Annotated in this window: 14 protein-coding genes; 13 read left to right on the forward strand and 1 reads right to left on the reverse strand. The window is 34.7% G+C overall.

The window, feature by feature from the left end; all coding sequences use genetic code 11:
• Positions 1–364: 364 nt before the first annotated feature.
• From KKG99_04005 to KKG99_04020, 4 genes are all read left to right on the forward strand, one after another.
• Complete coding sequence (locus KKG99_04005; protein ID MBU1012143.1) at positions 365–2788, forward strand: ABC transporter permease; 2424 nt, start codon at positions 365–367, stop codon at positions 2786–2788.
• 16 nt (positions 2789–2804) lie between these two features.
• Positions 2805–5198, forward strand: a complete 2394-nt coding sequence (locus KKG99_04010) for an ABC transporter permease (GenBank protein MBU1012144.1) — start codon at positions 2805–2807, stop codon at positions 5196–5198.
• A 172-nt stretch (positions 5199–5370) separates the two neighbouring features.
• Positions 5371–5967 carry a hypothetical protein gene (locus KKG99_04015; GenBank protein MBU1012145.1) on the forward strand — a complete coding sequence of 199 codons (597 nt, stop codon included), beginning with the start codon at positions 5371–5373 and terminating at the stop codon, positions 5965–5967.
• Between the two features lie 24 nt (positions 5968–5991).
• Positions 5992–6501, forward strand: a complete 510-nt coding sequence (locus KKG99_04020) for a DUF4251 domain-containing protein (GenBank protein MBU1012146.1) — start codon at positions 5992–5994, stop codon at positions 6499–6501.
• A gap of 63 nt (positions 6502–6564) precedes the next feature.
• Here KKG99_04020 and speB read toward each other — a convergent pair whose 3' ends face one another.
• Positions 6565–7359, reverse strand: coding sequence for an agmatinase (gene speB, locus KKG99_04025; GenBank protein MBU1012147.1), 795 nt, complete (start codon positions 7357–7359; stop codon positions 6565–6567).
• Positions 7360–7623: 264 nt separating this feature from the next.
• Here speB and KKG99_04030 point away from each other — a divergent pair, with 264 nt between their 5' ends.
• The 9 genes from KKG99_04030 (at position 7624) to wecB (ending at position 16848) form a co-directional block, all read left to right on the forward strand.
• Entirely contained in the window at positions 7624–8865 is a 1242-nt protein-coding gene (locus tag KKG99_04030) for an Nramp family divalent metal transporter (GenBank protein MBU1012148.1), read from the forward strand.
• A 169-nt stretch (positions 8866–9034) separates the two neighbouring features.
• Complete coding sequence (locus KKG99_04035; GenBank protein MBU1012149.1) at positions 9035–9796, forward strand: LamB/YcsF family protein; 762 nt, start codon at positions 9035–9037, stop codon at positions 9794–9796.
• Positions 9793–10491 carry a 5-oxoprolinase subunit PxpB gene (gene pxpB, locus KKG99_04040; protein ID MBU1012150.1) on the forward strand — a complete coding sequence of 233 codons (699 nt, stop codon included), beginning with the start codon at positions 9793–9795 and terminating at the stop codon, positions 10489–10491. Before KKG99_04035 ends, pxpB begins: the two co-directional genes overlap by 4 nt.
• Positions 10488–11423, forward strand: a complete 936-nt coding sequence (locus KKG99_04045; protein ID MBU1012151.1) for a biotin-dependent carboxyltransferase family protein — start codon at positions 10488–10490, stop codon at positions 11421–11423. Before pxpB ends, KKG99_04045 begins: the two co-directional genes overlap by 4 nt.
• 6 nt (positions 11424–11429) lie before the next feature.
• Positions 11430–12551, forward strand: coding sequence for a DUF2891 domain-containing protein (locus KKG99_04050; GenBank protein ID MBU1012152.1), 1122 nt, complete (start codon positions 11430–11432; stop codon positions 12549–12551).
• A 268-nt stretch (positions 12552–12819) separates the two neighbouring features.
• Positions 12820–14088: an outer membrane protein transport protein gene (locus KKG99_04055; protein MBU1012153.1), complete on the forward strand. Its 1269-nt coding sequence runs from the start codon at positions 12820–12822 to the stop codon at positions 14086–14088.
• Between the two features lie 317 nt (positions 14089–14405).
• On the forward strand, positions 14406–14612 hold the full coding sequence (locus KKG99_04060; GenBank protein MBU1012154.1) for a hypothetical protein: 207 nt from the start codon (positions 14406–14408) through the stop codon (positions 14610–14612).
• Between the two features lie 191 nt (positions 14613–14803).
• A complete protein-coding gene (locus tag KKG99_04065) occupies positions 14804–15766 on the forward strand; it encodes a Gfo/Idh/MocA family oxidoreductase (protein ID MBU1012155.1) in 963 nt (320 codons plus the stop codon).
• A 35-nt stretch (positions 15767–15801) separates the two neighbouring features.
• Positions 15802–16848, forward strand: coding sequence for a UDP-N-acetylglucosamine 2-epimerase (non-hydrolyzing) (gene wecB / locus KKG99_04070; protein ID MBU1012156.1), 1047 nt, complete (start codon positions 15802–15804; stop codon positions 16846–16848).
• Positions 16849–16909: the final 61 nt, after the last annotated feature.

The raw sequence follows: 16909 nt of genomic DNA on the forward strand, positions 1-16909 counted from the left end.
CTTCGGGGGTTCCTCATATTCTCCCCTTAAAAGGGGAGATGTCAGTCGAAAGACTGACAGAGGGGTAAAATAAGAAAAAATCGTTTTCCAACCCTAAGCTAAAATAAAATCGGCGAAACTTGCTTGACCGCCAGCCTGCCGGACTGGCAGGTCAGGCAAGTATACCTGGCCAGCCTCGAGGTAGTCGACTTTAAGATTTTTTTTTATCTCAAATGTAAATATTTTTGACGAACACCTGTAAAATATTTTTACACTCCAATGTCGATTTCATATTTCCAGGAACGCATTTAGGCTCTTTATCAGCAATATACATTTAATGGCACATCATTTGAAAAGACATATATCAATACCAAAATAATCAAACATGATCAGAAATTATTTCAAAACCGCAATACGAAATATAGGAAGAAATAAGCTTTTTACTTTTCTTAATATTTTGGGCCTTTCGTTAGGTTTAGCTACCGCCATCCTAATTTTATTTTGGGTTCAGGATGAATTGAGTTATGATAGGTATAATAAAAATGCAAACGATATTTATAGGGTAACAGGTGATTATAATTTAAACGGAGTTCGTATGAATCTTTGCACTGCATGTGCTCCTATGGCTGCAAGCATGATTAACGACTACCCCGAAGTACTAAATGCATGCCGATTTAGACAACTCGGATCAAGAATATTAGCAGTAGGTGAACAAAAATTTAAAATTGAAGATGTCACCTATGCCGACTCAACTTTTTTTGATCTATTTAATATCCCCATATTAGAAGGCGATCCCAAAAATCTATTAAATCAACCAAATTTTATAATGCTAAGCAAAGAAACGGCTAAACGACTTTTTGGAGATAAACATGCGGTTGGAGAATCCATTAAAGTAGGCGAACAATCATACATGATTTCAGGAATTTATGAAAATATTCCTGACAATACACACTTTAACTTTGATATTTTATTATCCATGCCAAGCCTTGAAGATAGTTTTAGTCAAGTGTGGCTAAGCAATAATTATCACACCTATATTCAAGTTCATCCAACCACTGATATTACGAAGTTAGAATCGCAAATGCAAGAAATGATTGCAAAATATTTGGGTCCTGATCTGGAAAGATTTATCGGAAAAACCTTAGAAGAATTCATGAGTGGTGGATCGGCAGCTTTTGGATTACAAAAATTGACAGACATACATTTAAAATCAGACTTAATGGCTGAACTTGAAAACAATAATGACATCAACAATGTATATATATTTTCATTCATAGCCCTTTTCATTTTAATCATTGCGTGTATTAATTTCATGAATATGGCTACTGCTCGTTCCGAAGGACGGAGTAAAGAAGTTGGGATTAGGAAAGTTGCTGGTGCCGTTAGAGGACAAATCGTATTTCAATATTTATTAGAATCATTTGTGATAACAATACTAGCCTATTTTTTAGCGATGATATTGGTTGAACTTTATTTACCAAGCTTCAATACCTTATCAGGTAAAAATATTAACATAAATTATTTTGAACCCCAAACAATGCTAATCCTTATTGGAATTATCCTATCTGCCAGTTTACTGGCAGGAAGTTATCCTTCCTTCTACTTATCTTCTTTTCAACCTATTGAAACATTAAAGGGAACTTTTAAAGCAGCAAAATCGAGTGGGAAATTGAGAAATATATTGGTAGTTATACAATTTTTCACCACCATTTTATTAATAAGTAGCAGCATTTTTGTTTACAATCAATTAAGCTATATCCAAAGCAAAAAAATTGGTTTTGATAAAGAACAATTAATTTGTCTTCACAATATGGATATTCTAGATAATAATGCCATTAATTTGAAACAAGAATTATTAAACCATCCAGAAATCATTAGTGGGACAATTTCATCCTATTTACCGGTTCCTTCTAGTTCGAATAATTCAGCTGCTTTTCCGGATGGCGATCAAAATAAATTAGTTAGTATGTATCAATGGACCGTTGATGTTGATTATATTGAAACATTAAAAATGAATATTGTGGAAGGAAGAAATCTTTCGAAAGATTATGGAACTGATTCTTTAGCCGTTTTGGTCAATCAAGCTGCAATGAAACAATTTGGCTGGGAAACTGCTGAGGGACATTTCGTGCAACTTGTCCTTAACGATCATGGGGGAAAAGCCAATTACAAAATTGTTGGAGTCATTGAAGATTTTCATTTTGAATCATTGAAAACGAATATTTCTCCGATGTTAATGACATTAGGAAGTTTAATGGGTGCTGGAAATAATGGATTTTACCTAACAATGAGATATGAAGCAGAAAACACACAAGATGTCATTGAATTATTAGAAAAGAAATGGAAAGAATTTGCGCCCAATTATCCTTTTGAGTATTCTTTCATAAGTAATCGGTTTAATGATATGTATTTTCAAGAACAACAAATGGGTAAGATCATGAGGAATTTTACAATACTAGCCATCATTATTGCTTCTTTAGGGTTATTTGGTTTGGCTGCCTTTATTGCTGAAAAAAGAACTAAAGAAATTGGTATTCGAAAAGTAAATGGGGCAAGCCTTTTTAACATTTTTATGCTATTCACTAAAGATATTGTAAAATTAATATTAATAGCTTTTGTGCTTGCAGTTCCTTTGACATGGTATATTATAGATAAATGGTTAAATAATTTCTCCTATCGTGTCGACATCAACTGGCTTGTCTTTTTAGGAGCAGGATTAATCTCCTTCCTGATTGCTGTCATAACTATTTCATATCAGGCTTATCATGCATCAACCAGAAATCCGATTGAATCATTGAAATACGAATAAATAAAATCATTAAGTCATGATCGTAAATTATTTGAAAACAACATTTAGAAGTATTTTTAGAAATAAACTATTTTCAATATTAAATATTCTGGGTCTGGCACTTGGATTGTCTACCACCATACTAATTCTTCTTTGGGTTCAAGATGAACTGAGTTTTGACAAGCATTTCAAAGATTATCAGCAGATCTATCGAATTATTGGAATGAACGATTTTAATGGACAAGCTGTAAATGTAACAACGACTGTTGCACCGCTGGCAGAAAATCTTAAATCGGAATACCCAGACATTATAAAAACATGTCGATTGCGTCCTTGGGGATCAGAGTTGGTAAGAGCAGGTGATTTATCATTCAGGGTAAACAGAATTGTTTATGCCGATTCAACATTTTTCAATTTTTTTGATTTACCATTAATTTACGGTGATCCAAATACCGTATTGAATCAAACCCAATATGTGGCATTAAGCGAAAAAACAGCCCTAAAATTTTTTCCGGATGAAAATCCCATTGGTAAAACACTGATAATAAATGAAACAAGCTATATGGTATCCGGTGTTTATGAGGATATTCCTTTTAATACACACTTTCATTTTAACATTATTATTTCAATGAATTCTTTGAATTCAAGCTTGCAAGAAAATTGGGTCAGCGACAATTTTAGAAGCTATTTATTACTGCATCCCGATTCGGATATTGAATGGCTGGAAGAGAAAATCAATGAACTCTTTCTTAAACACTTTGCTCCTGCAGTTGAGAGCAGGTTTGGTATTCCATTTGAAAAAGCTATGGAAGGTCGATCTTCGTCTCTGCACTTACAGGCTTTAACGGATATCCATTTAAAGTCAGATTTAATAGGTGAGCTAGAGTCAAACAGTGACATTACTTATGTGTATATTTTTTCCTTTGTTGCTTTGTTTATCTTGGTTGTTGCATGCATCAACTTTGTGAATATGACTACGGCCAGACTGGATAGCAGATCAAAGGAAGTTGGTGTTAGAAAAGTATCAGGAGCTCATAAAAAGCAAATAATCTTCCAATTTATGCTTGAGTCTTTTATTTTGGTAATTATTTCATATTTTGTGGCTATGATCGTTGTTGAACTCGTATTACCTGCTTTCAACACCTTATCCCAAAAAGAAATATCAATTGGCTATTTTAACATTCCAACTTTACTTAAAATCATCGCAATTATTATAATCACCGGCATAAGTGCGGGGAGCTATCCCTCGTTTTACCTTTCTTCATTTAAACCGGTTATTGTTCTAAAAGGAGGTACGTATTCTGGAAAAGGACGAGGCCGGCTTAGAAATGTGCTGGTCGTTATCCAGTTTATTACAACCATCGTTTTAATAAGTTGTTGCATTTTTATTAATCAGCAATTAAAGCTTATTCAAACAAAGCCCATGGGATATTCCAGAGAATCGATCATTAGACTCTCTAATACAGATGAGCTTAAAGAAAGAGCTCAGGAATATAAAAATAAACTGTATACATATCCTCAGATTAAAAGTGGAACTTTATCTACATCCCTTCCTACACCTTCTGGTGATTATAATACGTGGTTACAAATTGATAGTGATCCAAACCAAGGATCTAGGGTTACAATCTTTTTTGTTGATTATGATTATATTAAAACCTTTAAGATGGAGATTATTGAAGGTCGGGCATTCTCAAGAGATTTTTCAACAGATGAAGATGCAATAATTGTGAATGAAGCATTTTTACGAAAAACGGGAATGACTGAACCATTGACCCATTATTTAAGTCAGGTTAATGATGATGCACGAATGAACATCATAGGGGTAATTAAAGACTTCCATTTTAAATCACTAAAGAATGAGGTTACACCGATTGCAATGGTTATTTCAAATACAGGAAATTACTTATCCATTCGTTATGAATCGGAAAATGTGAATGAAGTGATAACAATCTTAGAATCCAATTGGGAAAATTTTTTTCCCAACCTGCCATTCGAATATACATTTATTGATGATGAATTTAACAATATGTATACCCAGGAAAATAGAATGGGTATCATTATGAACATCTTCATGTTCCTTGTAATTGTCATAGCCTTGCTTGGGTTATTTGGACTGGCTACATTTACTGCTGAAAAAAGAACTAAAGAAATAGGCATTAGAAAAGTTAATGGAGCAAGCCTATTCAACATTTTTATGCTATTTACAAAAGACATTGCTATACTTATTTTAATCGCTTTTGTATTAGCTGTGCCACTATCCTGGTATATCATGGATAAGTGGTTGAATAATTTTACTTATAGGGTTGAAATAAACTGGATGGTTTTTATTGGTGCAGGTCTAATTTCTTTTATCATAGCCATTTTAACCATTTCATATCAGGCCTATCAAGCTTCAACCCGAAATCCGATTGAATCATTAAAGTACGAATAGCTTAGATTGAACAAATAAGCTAAAAGGTAGTCTTGCAATATTAATTTCAAGACTACCTTTCCATTTTTACATCAAACAATTTCATTTATTCCTTTATTTGTAAAATACTCATTAATTAACGACCTTTGGATATAATTATCTACACTTCATTAATCATAAAAAAACAAATGTCATGAAACGTAATATAATTAGATCAATAAGCCTAGTTGTTCTAGTGCTTCTAATTGCAGCTCAATTAAACGCACAAGAAAAACCATTTCGTATCGGAGTTAAAGTTGGATTTCCAAATATCCTTACAGGTAATATCGAATATGTTACACCACTTGTTGAACAAAGATTGGCTTTTATGATTGATTATTCAACATATTCATTTAATGATCAGGATGTTAGTTTAAACTATTCATACTTCGAAGCGGGTATCAATTATTATTTAAGGAGAGAAGGCCATGGACCTTATGTTGCAATTAGTTATACAAACATGAATGTTGATTTGACTTATGAGAATGTTGAATCTGATCAAAATTCAGGTGAATTTGGTTCTGCAACAGCAGGAATAGGAATGAATACACTGAATATTAAACTTGGTGCAAAATGGGGTGGCCTGATTTATTTCAGGCCTGAAATCGGATACTCATTTACACCACTCCCAAATACGATTGACATCCAAGTTAATTTCAATAATAGTCCTTCAGAAATTCACATTGAAGAAGTTCCTTCGATAATTACCGGTGGTTTAATTTTCAATATTGGATTTGGATTTTCATTTTAATTCTAACATTAGTTTATTTAAGGCATGAAACGTTTATCAATTTTCCTGTTTGTTTTTATTATTCCATATTCCATTTTTGCGCAAGAGTTCAATAATCGAAAGGACATTCGTGAAGCAAGGAAGGCAAAAATTGAATCTACGGTTAAAAAAGTAATTGAGTCGAAAGATTTTATTTTCACGGTTAGAAATGCCAATCCGGCAATCGGGCCCTCAATAACACTGACCTCTGATTATGATTTCAAAATTACCGGAGATTCTGCTTATAGCTACTTACCTTACTTTGGGGAAGCTTACAAAGTTGAATACGGAAGTAATGAGGGTGGAATAAAATTCGAAAACTTAATATATAATTACCGCATCGTATTCAATAAAAAAACAAGTTATTATGAAATTAGGTTTGAAATAATTGAACCAAGTGATACCTATCGGATTTATATGAATATTTCTTCTTCAGGCTATGGGAATCTCAAAATCTCATGTAATAATCGTCAAACCATTAATTATGATGGAATTCTGAACAAATTGCTCGAATAAGTTGATTCAATAGTTAGATTGTTAAGTTCGGATATTTAATTCCAAACATTCAAAACTCATCAATCAAAAATTAGCATTCAAAACAATCAATCCAACTACTTCCTTTAGCAATTTAGCTACCAATGCGGCAGTAATGCCCGAAGGGTCACGATCAGGATTCAGTTCCACAATATCAGCCCCAATTATCGGGGCTTTAATTTGATGCAGTAAATTAATCAGTTCTCGGGTCGATAATCCACCTGGTTCATGATGCGAAACTCCGGGTGCAAAAGCCGGATCAAGAACATCCAAATCTATTGATATATATAAAGGATTTTGAAAATTTAAAATTTTCATATTGGCGATATCTTTCATCATGACAATTTCAATTCCAAATTTTTTGGCTTGATCCAGAAGATATGTTGGCATATTTCGAATACCAACCGAAACCAATCTCTTCGCTAGACCACCTTCCATAATACGTGCGAAAGGGCAAGCGTGTGAAAAGCGATCTCCATCCAATTCGTCATAAATATCGGCATGTGCATCAAAATGCAATATGTCAAATTTACTGTGTTCCTTATTTAACGCCTGAACAATTGGATAAGTGATTGAATGATCTCCACCAAGAAACACTGATGGTAATTTTAAATCAATAGCCTTGCTTATTTGCAGCGAAATCTTTTGATAATCTGCTGTTTGAATATCTCTACAATCTTTCAATACAAGCGAAATATCAATTCCTGTTTCCGTCATATAATTTGAGGATCCGTCATAAAAAACTGTTCTTATTTCATTTGGAGCTTTTGCAGCTCCTTTTTTAAAAGACGATTTATCATCGTAAGGGATTCCAAGTAAATTTACTATTTGTTTTCTCATTATTAATTACATTGATCTTACACAAAGATAATTTTTCATCTGTTTATAATTTGTTTTTTAATTGTCAGATGCCTGCCTGTCGTGTATTTCTTCACAATTTAGGTAACAATTCTTATAATTGTACCTATGACAAAAAAAGAGCAAGAAGTAATTCTCGTGGCTCGTTTCATTTAGGATGGTTCGTAAATTTTCAAAATCAATTCCATTCATCACGTCTATCTTGAAACATAAATCCTTATTTTTATGAAAATTAATCTGAAAATGATGAGCCTACGAAATAGATTAAAATCAATTGGGCCCGGAATTCTGGTAACTGCAGCCTTTATAGGACCAGGAACAATTACGACCTGTACTTTGGCAGGAGCCGGTTTTGGGTATGCACTTTTATGGGGTTTGCTATTCTCGGTTATCGCGACCATCATACTACAGGAAATGTCAGCCAGACTTGGTATTGTAGGCAGACTTGGCCTTGGTGAAGCTTTGAGAAAACAGTTCAAAAATCCAATCACAAAAATATTATCAGCAGTACTCATTTTGTCAGCCATCGTCATTGGAAATGCTGCTTATGAAACAGGAAATATATTGGGCGCATCACTAGGATTGGAAGAAATCACTAAATTTTCAGGATTTACGTTAGCTAATGGTGGAGTGTTAAGAATCTGGGGACCGATAATTGGTTTAACTGCATTCTTACTTTTATTTTTAGGTAGTTATAAACATTTGGAACGAGCTTTAATTGCGCTTGTTTTATTGATGAGCGTGTCCTTTATTGCCACTATGATTGTAATCGGACCTGATTTAGCTCAAATATTTAAGGGGGTTTTTATTCCTAAATTACCAACGGGAAGCACCCTAATGTTAATTGGCTTAATTGGCACTACGGTTGTTCCTTATAATTTATTTCTGCATGCATCAACCGTTCAAGAGAAATGGAAAGGTGAGAAAGACTTAAAAGTAGCTCGTATTGACTTATCCTTATCTATAATTTTAGGAGGATTAATTTCAATGTCAATAGTGATAACCTCGGCAGTGGCATTTTTTGGTACAAACGCACAGATAAGGGGAGCTTCCGACCTTGCTTCACAATTAACTCCATTCTTGGGTGATTGGGCAGGAATCTTTATGTCGGTTGGATTATTTGCTGCAGGAATATCCTCTGCAATTACGGCACCTCTGGCAGCTGCTTATGCCACTTCAGGTATTTTAGGTTGGAAAACTGATTTGAAATCAAAGAAATTTAAAGCGGTTTGGATATCAATTTTATCGATTGGAATTATTTTTTCAGCCATTGGATTTAGTCCGATAAAAGCGATTGTATTTGCACAGGTAACCAACGGAATTTTACTTCCGGTAATTGCGATTTACTTATTAATAGTAATGAACAGCAAGCGTATTCTGGGAAATCATTCAAATAAAATATTTCAAAATATTTTGGGATTAATTATTGTTTTAATTATGCTTGTACTTGGAGGTAAAAGTATTCTTTTAGCTTTTGGAGCGTTGTAAATGACTATTGATAAATGATTATTCATTATTGATCAATGTTGAATGTAAAATTTAAAATGTAGAATTTTCAATGATCTTGATACCCTGCCTGCCGCAGGCAGGTTGAATCTTGATACTTGAAACATGAAACTTGACACTTGTATCTAATTCTAGAATCTAAAAATCTAATATAATGAAAGTAGATATAAACTCAGATTTAGGCGAAAGCTTCGGAAATTACAAAATGGGAAATGATGCTGAAGTAATGAAATACATTACATCTGCAAATATAGCCTGTGGTTTTCATGCCGGCGACCCGGTGGTGATCGAAGATACCATCAAATTGGCACTCGAAAATAAGGTTGCAATTGGGGCTCATCCCGCTTATCCCGACCTGATGGGTTTCGGACGACGATCAATGAATTTAAGCCCAAAAGAAATCAAAGCCTATGTCCTTTATCAGGTGGGTGCGCTCAAAGCTATGACAGAAGCATTGGGAGGTAAATTACAACATGTAAAAGCACATGGGGCATTATACAATGATGCTGCCGTAAATAAATCTATTTCAACTGCAATAGTTGAAGCAGTTTACTTAATCGATCCTGAGCTTATTTTTATGGGTCTGGCAAATTCTGAAATGTTGGAAGTGGCTAAAAAGTTGGGTCTAAAAACTGCAAGCGAAGTTTTTGCAGACCGCGCATACATCAAGTCTGGAACCTTGGTATCGCGTGCACTTCCAGGAGCAGTCATTCACGACACCAATATTTGCAACGAAAGGGTTTTAAGAATGATCGAGGAAGGAAGTGTTAAAGGGATTGATGGCAGCGATATTAAAATTAAGGCAGAAACTATATGTATTCATGGTGACAATCCTGCAGCAATCGACATGGCCAGGTCATTAAAAAATCATCTTGAAAAAAATGGAATCATCATACAGGCAATAAAAAAATGACCAATAATAACTTGAAGATTATTCCTTCCGGAGATTCTGCTATATTGGTGCGACTCGGTAATGAGATCACCGAAGAAATTAACACACGTGTGCATGATCTTCATTTTATGCTGGATGTATTAAAGATCAAAGGAATTATTGAAATGGTACCTGCTTATGCGGACCTTCTTATTTTGTATGATCCTTTGAAGGTTTCTTATGATGGATTAAGTCAAATAATTAAAGAGGAAATTGAAAAACCAGGCAAACCGGGAACTATCGAACAGCGATTAATCCAAATTCCGGTTTGTTACGATGAAGAATTTGGCAGTGACCTTGAAGAGGTATCTGAACACACAGGATTGTCAAAAAAAGAAATTATTCAAATTCATTCCTCCACAAAGTACCTTGTTTATATGCTTGGATTTACACCCGGATTTAGTTATTTAGGTGGAATGGATGAACGGATTGCCTGTCCGCGAAAAAAAATACCTAGACAAAATATTCCGGCAGGTTCGGTAGGTATTGCTGATAAACAAACAGGAATTTATCCCATCGAAAGCCCTGGTGGTTGGCAACTCATAGGCAGGACGCCACTCAATCTTTTTGATCCAGATAGAGAAGATGTGTTTCTTTGCAGAGCAGGTGATCATCTGCAATTTGTTCCAATAAGTAAAACTGAATTTGAATCAATTAAAATAGCACAGGACAAATGACTGGGCAGATAAAATTTATCTCGGGCGGAATGCTGACAAGTATTCAGGATATGGGCAGATATGGCCATCAAAAATTTGGCATGCCTGTATCAGGGGCCATGGATACATACTCCTTGCAATTGGCGAACTATTTAGTAGGGAATAAAAGAAATGAAGCCTGTTTTGAAATAACCTATCTTGGACCGGAAATAGAATTCCATTCTGATACAACGATTGCGATTAGTGGTGCAATTATGCAATCAAAAGTAAATGGAAGTTCTGTTCCAATGAATACAAGTATTTTTATTGCAAAAGGGGATATTTTGGTAATGGGAGCCGTAAAAAAAGGAATGAGAGCCTATTTGTCAATAGCCGGTGGGGTAATAATTCCAGATGTAATGGGAAGCAGGTCCACTTATCTCAGAGCTAAAGTAGGTGGTTTTCAGGGTCGGAAAATTGAAACAGGGGATCTAATTGAAATTGGTAAGAATTCGTTAATACTGATGAAAGAAATCCCTTCTCCGCTCTTATTTATCTACCCGGGTATTCAAACAATCAGAGTTTTGAAGGGCACTGAATTTTATCGTTTTGAAAACGAAGCTTGGAATACCTTTCTCAATTCTGAATATACGATCAGCAATCAAAATGACAGAATGGGTTATCGTTTATCGGGCCCTCCAATTAAGCATAAAAACGGAGCTGATATTATTTCATCCGGAATAGTGAACGGCAGCATACAAGTTCCGGGTCACGGAGAACCGATCATTATGATGGCCGATCACCAAACAGTTGGAGGATATACAAAAATTGCCAATGTAGTGTCTGTTGACCTGCCTATCATGGGACAAATGAAAGCCGGGGATAAAATAAAATTTAAAGAAATTACCCTTGAAGAAGCTCAGGACTTAATTAAAAAACAGGAAGAAAACTTAGTTAAATTGTTTAATTTATAATTTGTTATGCAAGCATCAATTTCAAGAAAACCATTAGTTACAGGGCTATTCGTTTTTATGTTAATTAGTTCAATTAATATTAAAGCGTCACAAGATGAAACTAGCAAATCCATTAAACTCACGCAAGAAGTGGCTTCAGATTTTGCTCGCCTGGCATTAAATTGCGTGCATAAGGAATATCCTAATAAAACAGGGCATGTGATGAATGATTCGACGGAGGTGCTCTCTCCTTCTGAAATGCATCCGGCTTTTTATGGATGCTTTGATTGGCATTCGTCGGTTCATGGTCATTGGATGTTGGTTCGGTTATTAAAACTGTTCCCAAATTTACCTGAAGCTGAAGAAATTAGGAATGCTATAAATTCAAATTTAAAAAAGGAAAACATTCTAAAAGAGGTTGAATATTATAATCAGGAAGGGCGTAAATCATTCGAGCGAACTTATGGTTGGGCATGGTTACTAAAACTTTCGGAAGAATTGCACGGCTGGAATGATAAAGATGGAAAACACTGGCTTGAAAATATAGAACCGCTTACTCAGCGTATGATTAAGGCTTATACAGATTTTCTTCCAAATCAAACTTATCCGGTCAGAACCGGGGTTCACCCGAATACCGCCTTTGGAATATCATTTGCATTAGATTATGCCCGAAAAATCAATGATGTTTCCTTTGAAGATTTTTTAATTGAAAGAAGTAAAACATATTTTCAGAATGATAAGGATGGACCGGCACTTTGGGAACCCGGTGGAGAAGATTTTTTATCACCTGTTTTAATAGAGGCCGATTTGATGAGAAGGGTTTTAAACCCTGATGAATTTGCAAACTGGTTTCATCAATTTTTACCCGGATTTAGCAATGATCAATATTCAAATTTAACCCAACCGGCAATTGTTTCTGACCGTAGTGATCCGAAAGGAGTTCACCTTGATGGATTAAACTTAAGCAGGGCATGGTGTATGTTGGGGATTTTAAATGCTTTATCCAAAGATGATCCTGTAAGAGAAATATTAAAAACAGCAGTTAATATTCATGCAACAAGTGCGTTGAATAACATTGCTACAGGAAGTTACGAAGGTGAGCATTGGCTGGCATCCTTTGCTGTTTATTTACTTTCGCTTGAACAATAACAAAACATTGGATTTACTCAACATCCAGTAAATAATTTAATTATAGTAAGTTACCTCGTTTTTCATATTTCCGACCAAATTATATTGTACTACAATTAATTATCCATAGGTATTCTTCCCTATTCTATCTATTCACTAAATATGATATATATCAATAGTTAAATATTTAGAGCACTTCAAATTATATATATATTTGTATATCTATTTATGTTAATAGCAAGATTAGTAGATATAGAATCAAACTCAATAGCAATAAAATCAAAAATTTATGAAACGAAAACAAAATTTTAAGAGCAAACTTACAATTGCTACTATGGTATTAGTACTTGCAAGTAGCAGTTTATTTGCCACCGACGGATACTTTGGTGTTGGTTTTGGCACAAAAAGCAATGGTATGGCCGGTGCAGGAATTGCACTTTTCCAAAATTCACTATTTGGAGCTAACAACCCTGCCGGTTTAGTATTTTTAGGTAATAAATATGGAGTAAGTTTAGCTGTTTTTAACCCGATTCGATCGTACGAAATTACTGGTAATCCAAGTATGTATCCCGGTACTTTTGGGTTAGCACCCGGAAAAGTAGAAAGTGAATCAAATATTTTTCTGATGCCTGCATTATCAGCTAACTGGATGCTTGATGACAAAAGTGCTTTCAATGTTTCTTTGTTCGGAAACGGTGGAATGAACACCGATTATCCAACTGCAACATTTCATGGTAATTCACCAACAGGTGTTAATTTAATGCAATTGTTTGGAGCATTCACTTACTCACGCAAATTAAGTGATAATTGGAGTGTTGGTCTGTCTGCAATAGCAGCATGGCAATCATTCGAAGCAAAAGGACTTCAGGCTTTTGCAGGTTTTTCAATGGATGGAACCAAATTAACCGACAATGGCGCAAGCTCAGCTTTAGGATTAGGAGGAAAACTTGGTATTTATGGTGAAATCACAAAAGGATTAACATTTGGAGCTACTTACCAGACCAAAATTTCAATGGGTCAATTTGATGAGTACGCAGGATTATTTGCCGAAAAAGGTGATTTCGATGTCCCTGCAACCTGGACAGCCGGTATAGCTTATGAATTTATTCCTGAGAAATTAGTTTTTGCGTTTGATGTTAAACAAATTTTTTACAGTAAAGTAAAATCTATTGCGAATACCATGATGAGTTCGACCGGACCAAACTTCCCAATGGGATCAGAAACCGGTGCAGGTTTTGGATGGCAAGATATGACCATTATTAAATTTGGTGTTGAATATGCAACTTGTAAAGATTGGACCTTAAGAACAGGTTATTCACACGGAACCAACCCTGTGCAGGCAAGCGAAGTAATGTTTAACATCTTGGCACCCGGAGTTATTGATGACCATATCACTTTAGGGTTTTCTAAAAAAATGGGCAAAAACGAATTGAATTTCGCTATTGTTCGTGCATTAGAGAATACCGTTATCGGTCCAAATCCAATGGAAGCACCTGGTCAACAAACTATTGGTTTAACAATGAGTCAATGGATTTTTGAAATTGGTTTTACATTTTAATCCGTCAAAAAGGATATTAAAGAGGCTGTCCATGTTGGGCAGCCTTTTTTTTGCATCAACATTATTAACAATTCGTAATAAAAAAATATAAGCACTCTTTTGATCGGGTTAAAAATGAAAATTCATAATTTTGCAGATCATAAACCTTGCGAACAAAACCTAAATATTAGCAACTAATCAATAGGTATTTCCTAATTAATTTAGAATTTGGTTCTTTCTCAGTTATAGTTAATCAACAAAAAAAATATTCTTAACTTGCTGATAAAAATATCACTTATTTACTTAATTGAATATTAACAAGTTTTAAATTTGGTTAGGTGATTCAAATGAACTACTTGGCAGCAAGCTGTCGAGGTATCAATTTGGAAATTCTTTTTATTGACGATGCAAGCATCGGAGTACCTGCCTGCGCAGGCAGGTTAATCTCATTTATCCCGATACGCTGCGCTATCGGGATTCCTGCCTGTACTGCTGTTAGGCAGGCAGGCGTTCATCTTACAGATTTCAATTCACTACGTTTTTGAAATCTGAGTTTCACGAATAAATGGTACTAAACCTCAGGGTTGAACAATGAACCCTTGTTTTCGGTGTAGAACTACGAGGAGAATTCAAACAAATTTCTCGCCTGCCATGCAGGCAGACAAGTCCGCCGAAGCGAACGCGAAAGAGGATTAAAAACACTTGGACATCACATTTTGGTAATTTTAATATCTTCATGAAAAAATCATCTCTCAAACCAAAAAATTTTGCACTTCTCGGTGCATCGGGTTATATTGCCCCCCGACATATGCACAGCATTAAGGAAACCGGAAACAATCTGGTTGCCGCACTCGATCCATTTGATAGCGTCGGGATAATTGATTCATATTTCCCAAATGCAGATTTCTTTACCGAACCGGAAAGATTTGACAGGCATCTTGATAAAAAAAGAAGAAATGGTGACGAAAAAATAGATTATGTCAGTATCTGTTCTCCAAATTATTTTCATGATGCTCATATTCGTATGGCTTTGAGAAATGAAGCTAACGCCATTTGCGAAAAACCGATTGTATTAAATCCATGGAATATAGATGCGTTGCAAAAAATTGAAAAGGAAAGCGATAAAAAGATTTATAATATTCTACAACTAAGACTTCATCATAGTATTATTGATTTAAAAAGAGAAGTGGATAATGGACCCAAAGATAAAATTTATGATATTGATTTAACATATATTACTGCTCGAGGGCCTTGGTATTTTATTTCATGGAAAGGTAATCCAGCTAAATCGGGAGGGGTTGCAACAAACATTGGGGTTCATTTTTTCGACATGTTGACTTACATCTTTGGTAAATGCAAGAAGAGTGATGTACATTTACTTGATCAACAAACAAATGCGGGTTTTCTGATTCTTGAAAGAGCAAGGGTTCGATGGTTTCTAAGTGTGGATGATAAATGCCTTCCGAAAGAAGCAATTGAAAAAAATCAAAGAACATACAGATCCATTACGATTGAAAACAGGGAAATTGAATTTTCGGGTGGATTTACCGACTTACATACCCTTGTTTATAAAGATATTTTGAATGAAAAAGGATTTTCACTCGAAGATGCCCGCGCTAGTATTGAAATGGTGTATCATATTAGAAATGCCAATGCAATTGGTTCAAAGGGAGATTATCACCCGTTTTTGAAGAAATAATTTTTTAATTTTATACTCAATTTGTGAATACTAACATTAAAATAGCAACCATAATTGGTGCAAGACCACAGTTTATTAAACATGCTGTGCTCGAACCTGAGCTTAAAAAACATTTTAAGCATATTTCTATTCACAGCGGACAACATTATGATACTGAGATGAGTCAGGTTTTTTATGACGAATTAGGAATTGATTTACCCACTTATACTCTAAATACCAATGGAACTTTGCATGGTGAACAAACCGCTGGAATTTTAATCGAAACTGAGAAAATCCTATTAGCTGAAAAGCCAGATATGGTCCTTATATACGGTGATACCAATACGACTCTGGCAGGTGCTTTAGCTGCATCAAAACTAAACATCTCTGTTGCACATATCGAATCAGGTATGAGGAGCTTTAATAAGAATATGCCTGAAGAAATCAATAGGATCGTAGCGGATCATTTGTCCGGATTATTATTTGTTTCCTCAGATCAATCGCTTGAACAGCTGAAAAAAGAAGGAATTTATAGTAATGTTTTCAATTGTGGGGACATCATGAAAGATTTGATCTTCACCATTTTAGAAAAGGGCTTACTTCATAGAAAATCGATGCCTACTGATATAATTTATTGCACTCTACATCGTCCTTATAATACGGACGAACCCGATCGATTAAAATACATTTTAGATCAACTTAATCATTTGAATAAAAATGTTGTATTTCCAATCCATCCCCGAACAAAAAAGATGATGACTAAATATAATTTCCATGAGGAAAATTTTACAAACATAGATTTTATTAAACCCCAATCTTATATAAATAATCTAAATTATCTCTACAATTCTGTTGCCCTAGTCACTGATTCAGGTGGAATGCAAAAAGAAGCTTATTTTCTCAAGAAAAGATGTATAACCATCAGAACTGAAACTGAATGGACCGAAACTCTAGATAATAATTGGAATACACTAATATTTGAAAATTTAGCACAGATAAATCAATTGCTTGAGCAACCGTTGGGTTCATGGAATAAAGAACTCTATGGAGATGGGAATGCAAGAAAGATCATCATTGATGAAATAATAAAATACTTCAAATAAAAGAGCAAAATACAAACGTATTATTTATTAAAAAATTTCTTCAGTATTCACTTTATACAGA

This window comes from Bacteroidota bacterium, from assembly GCA_018816945.1.
Classification (GTDB): Bacteria; Bacteroidota; Bacteroidia; order Bacteroidales.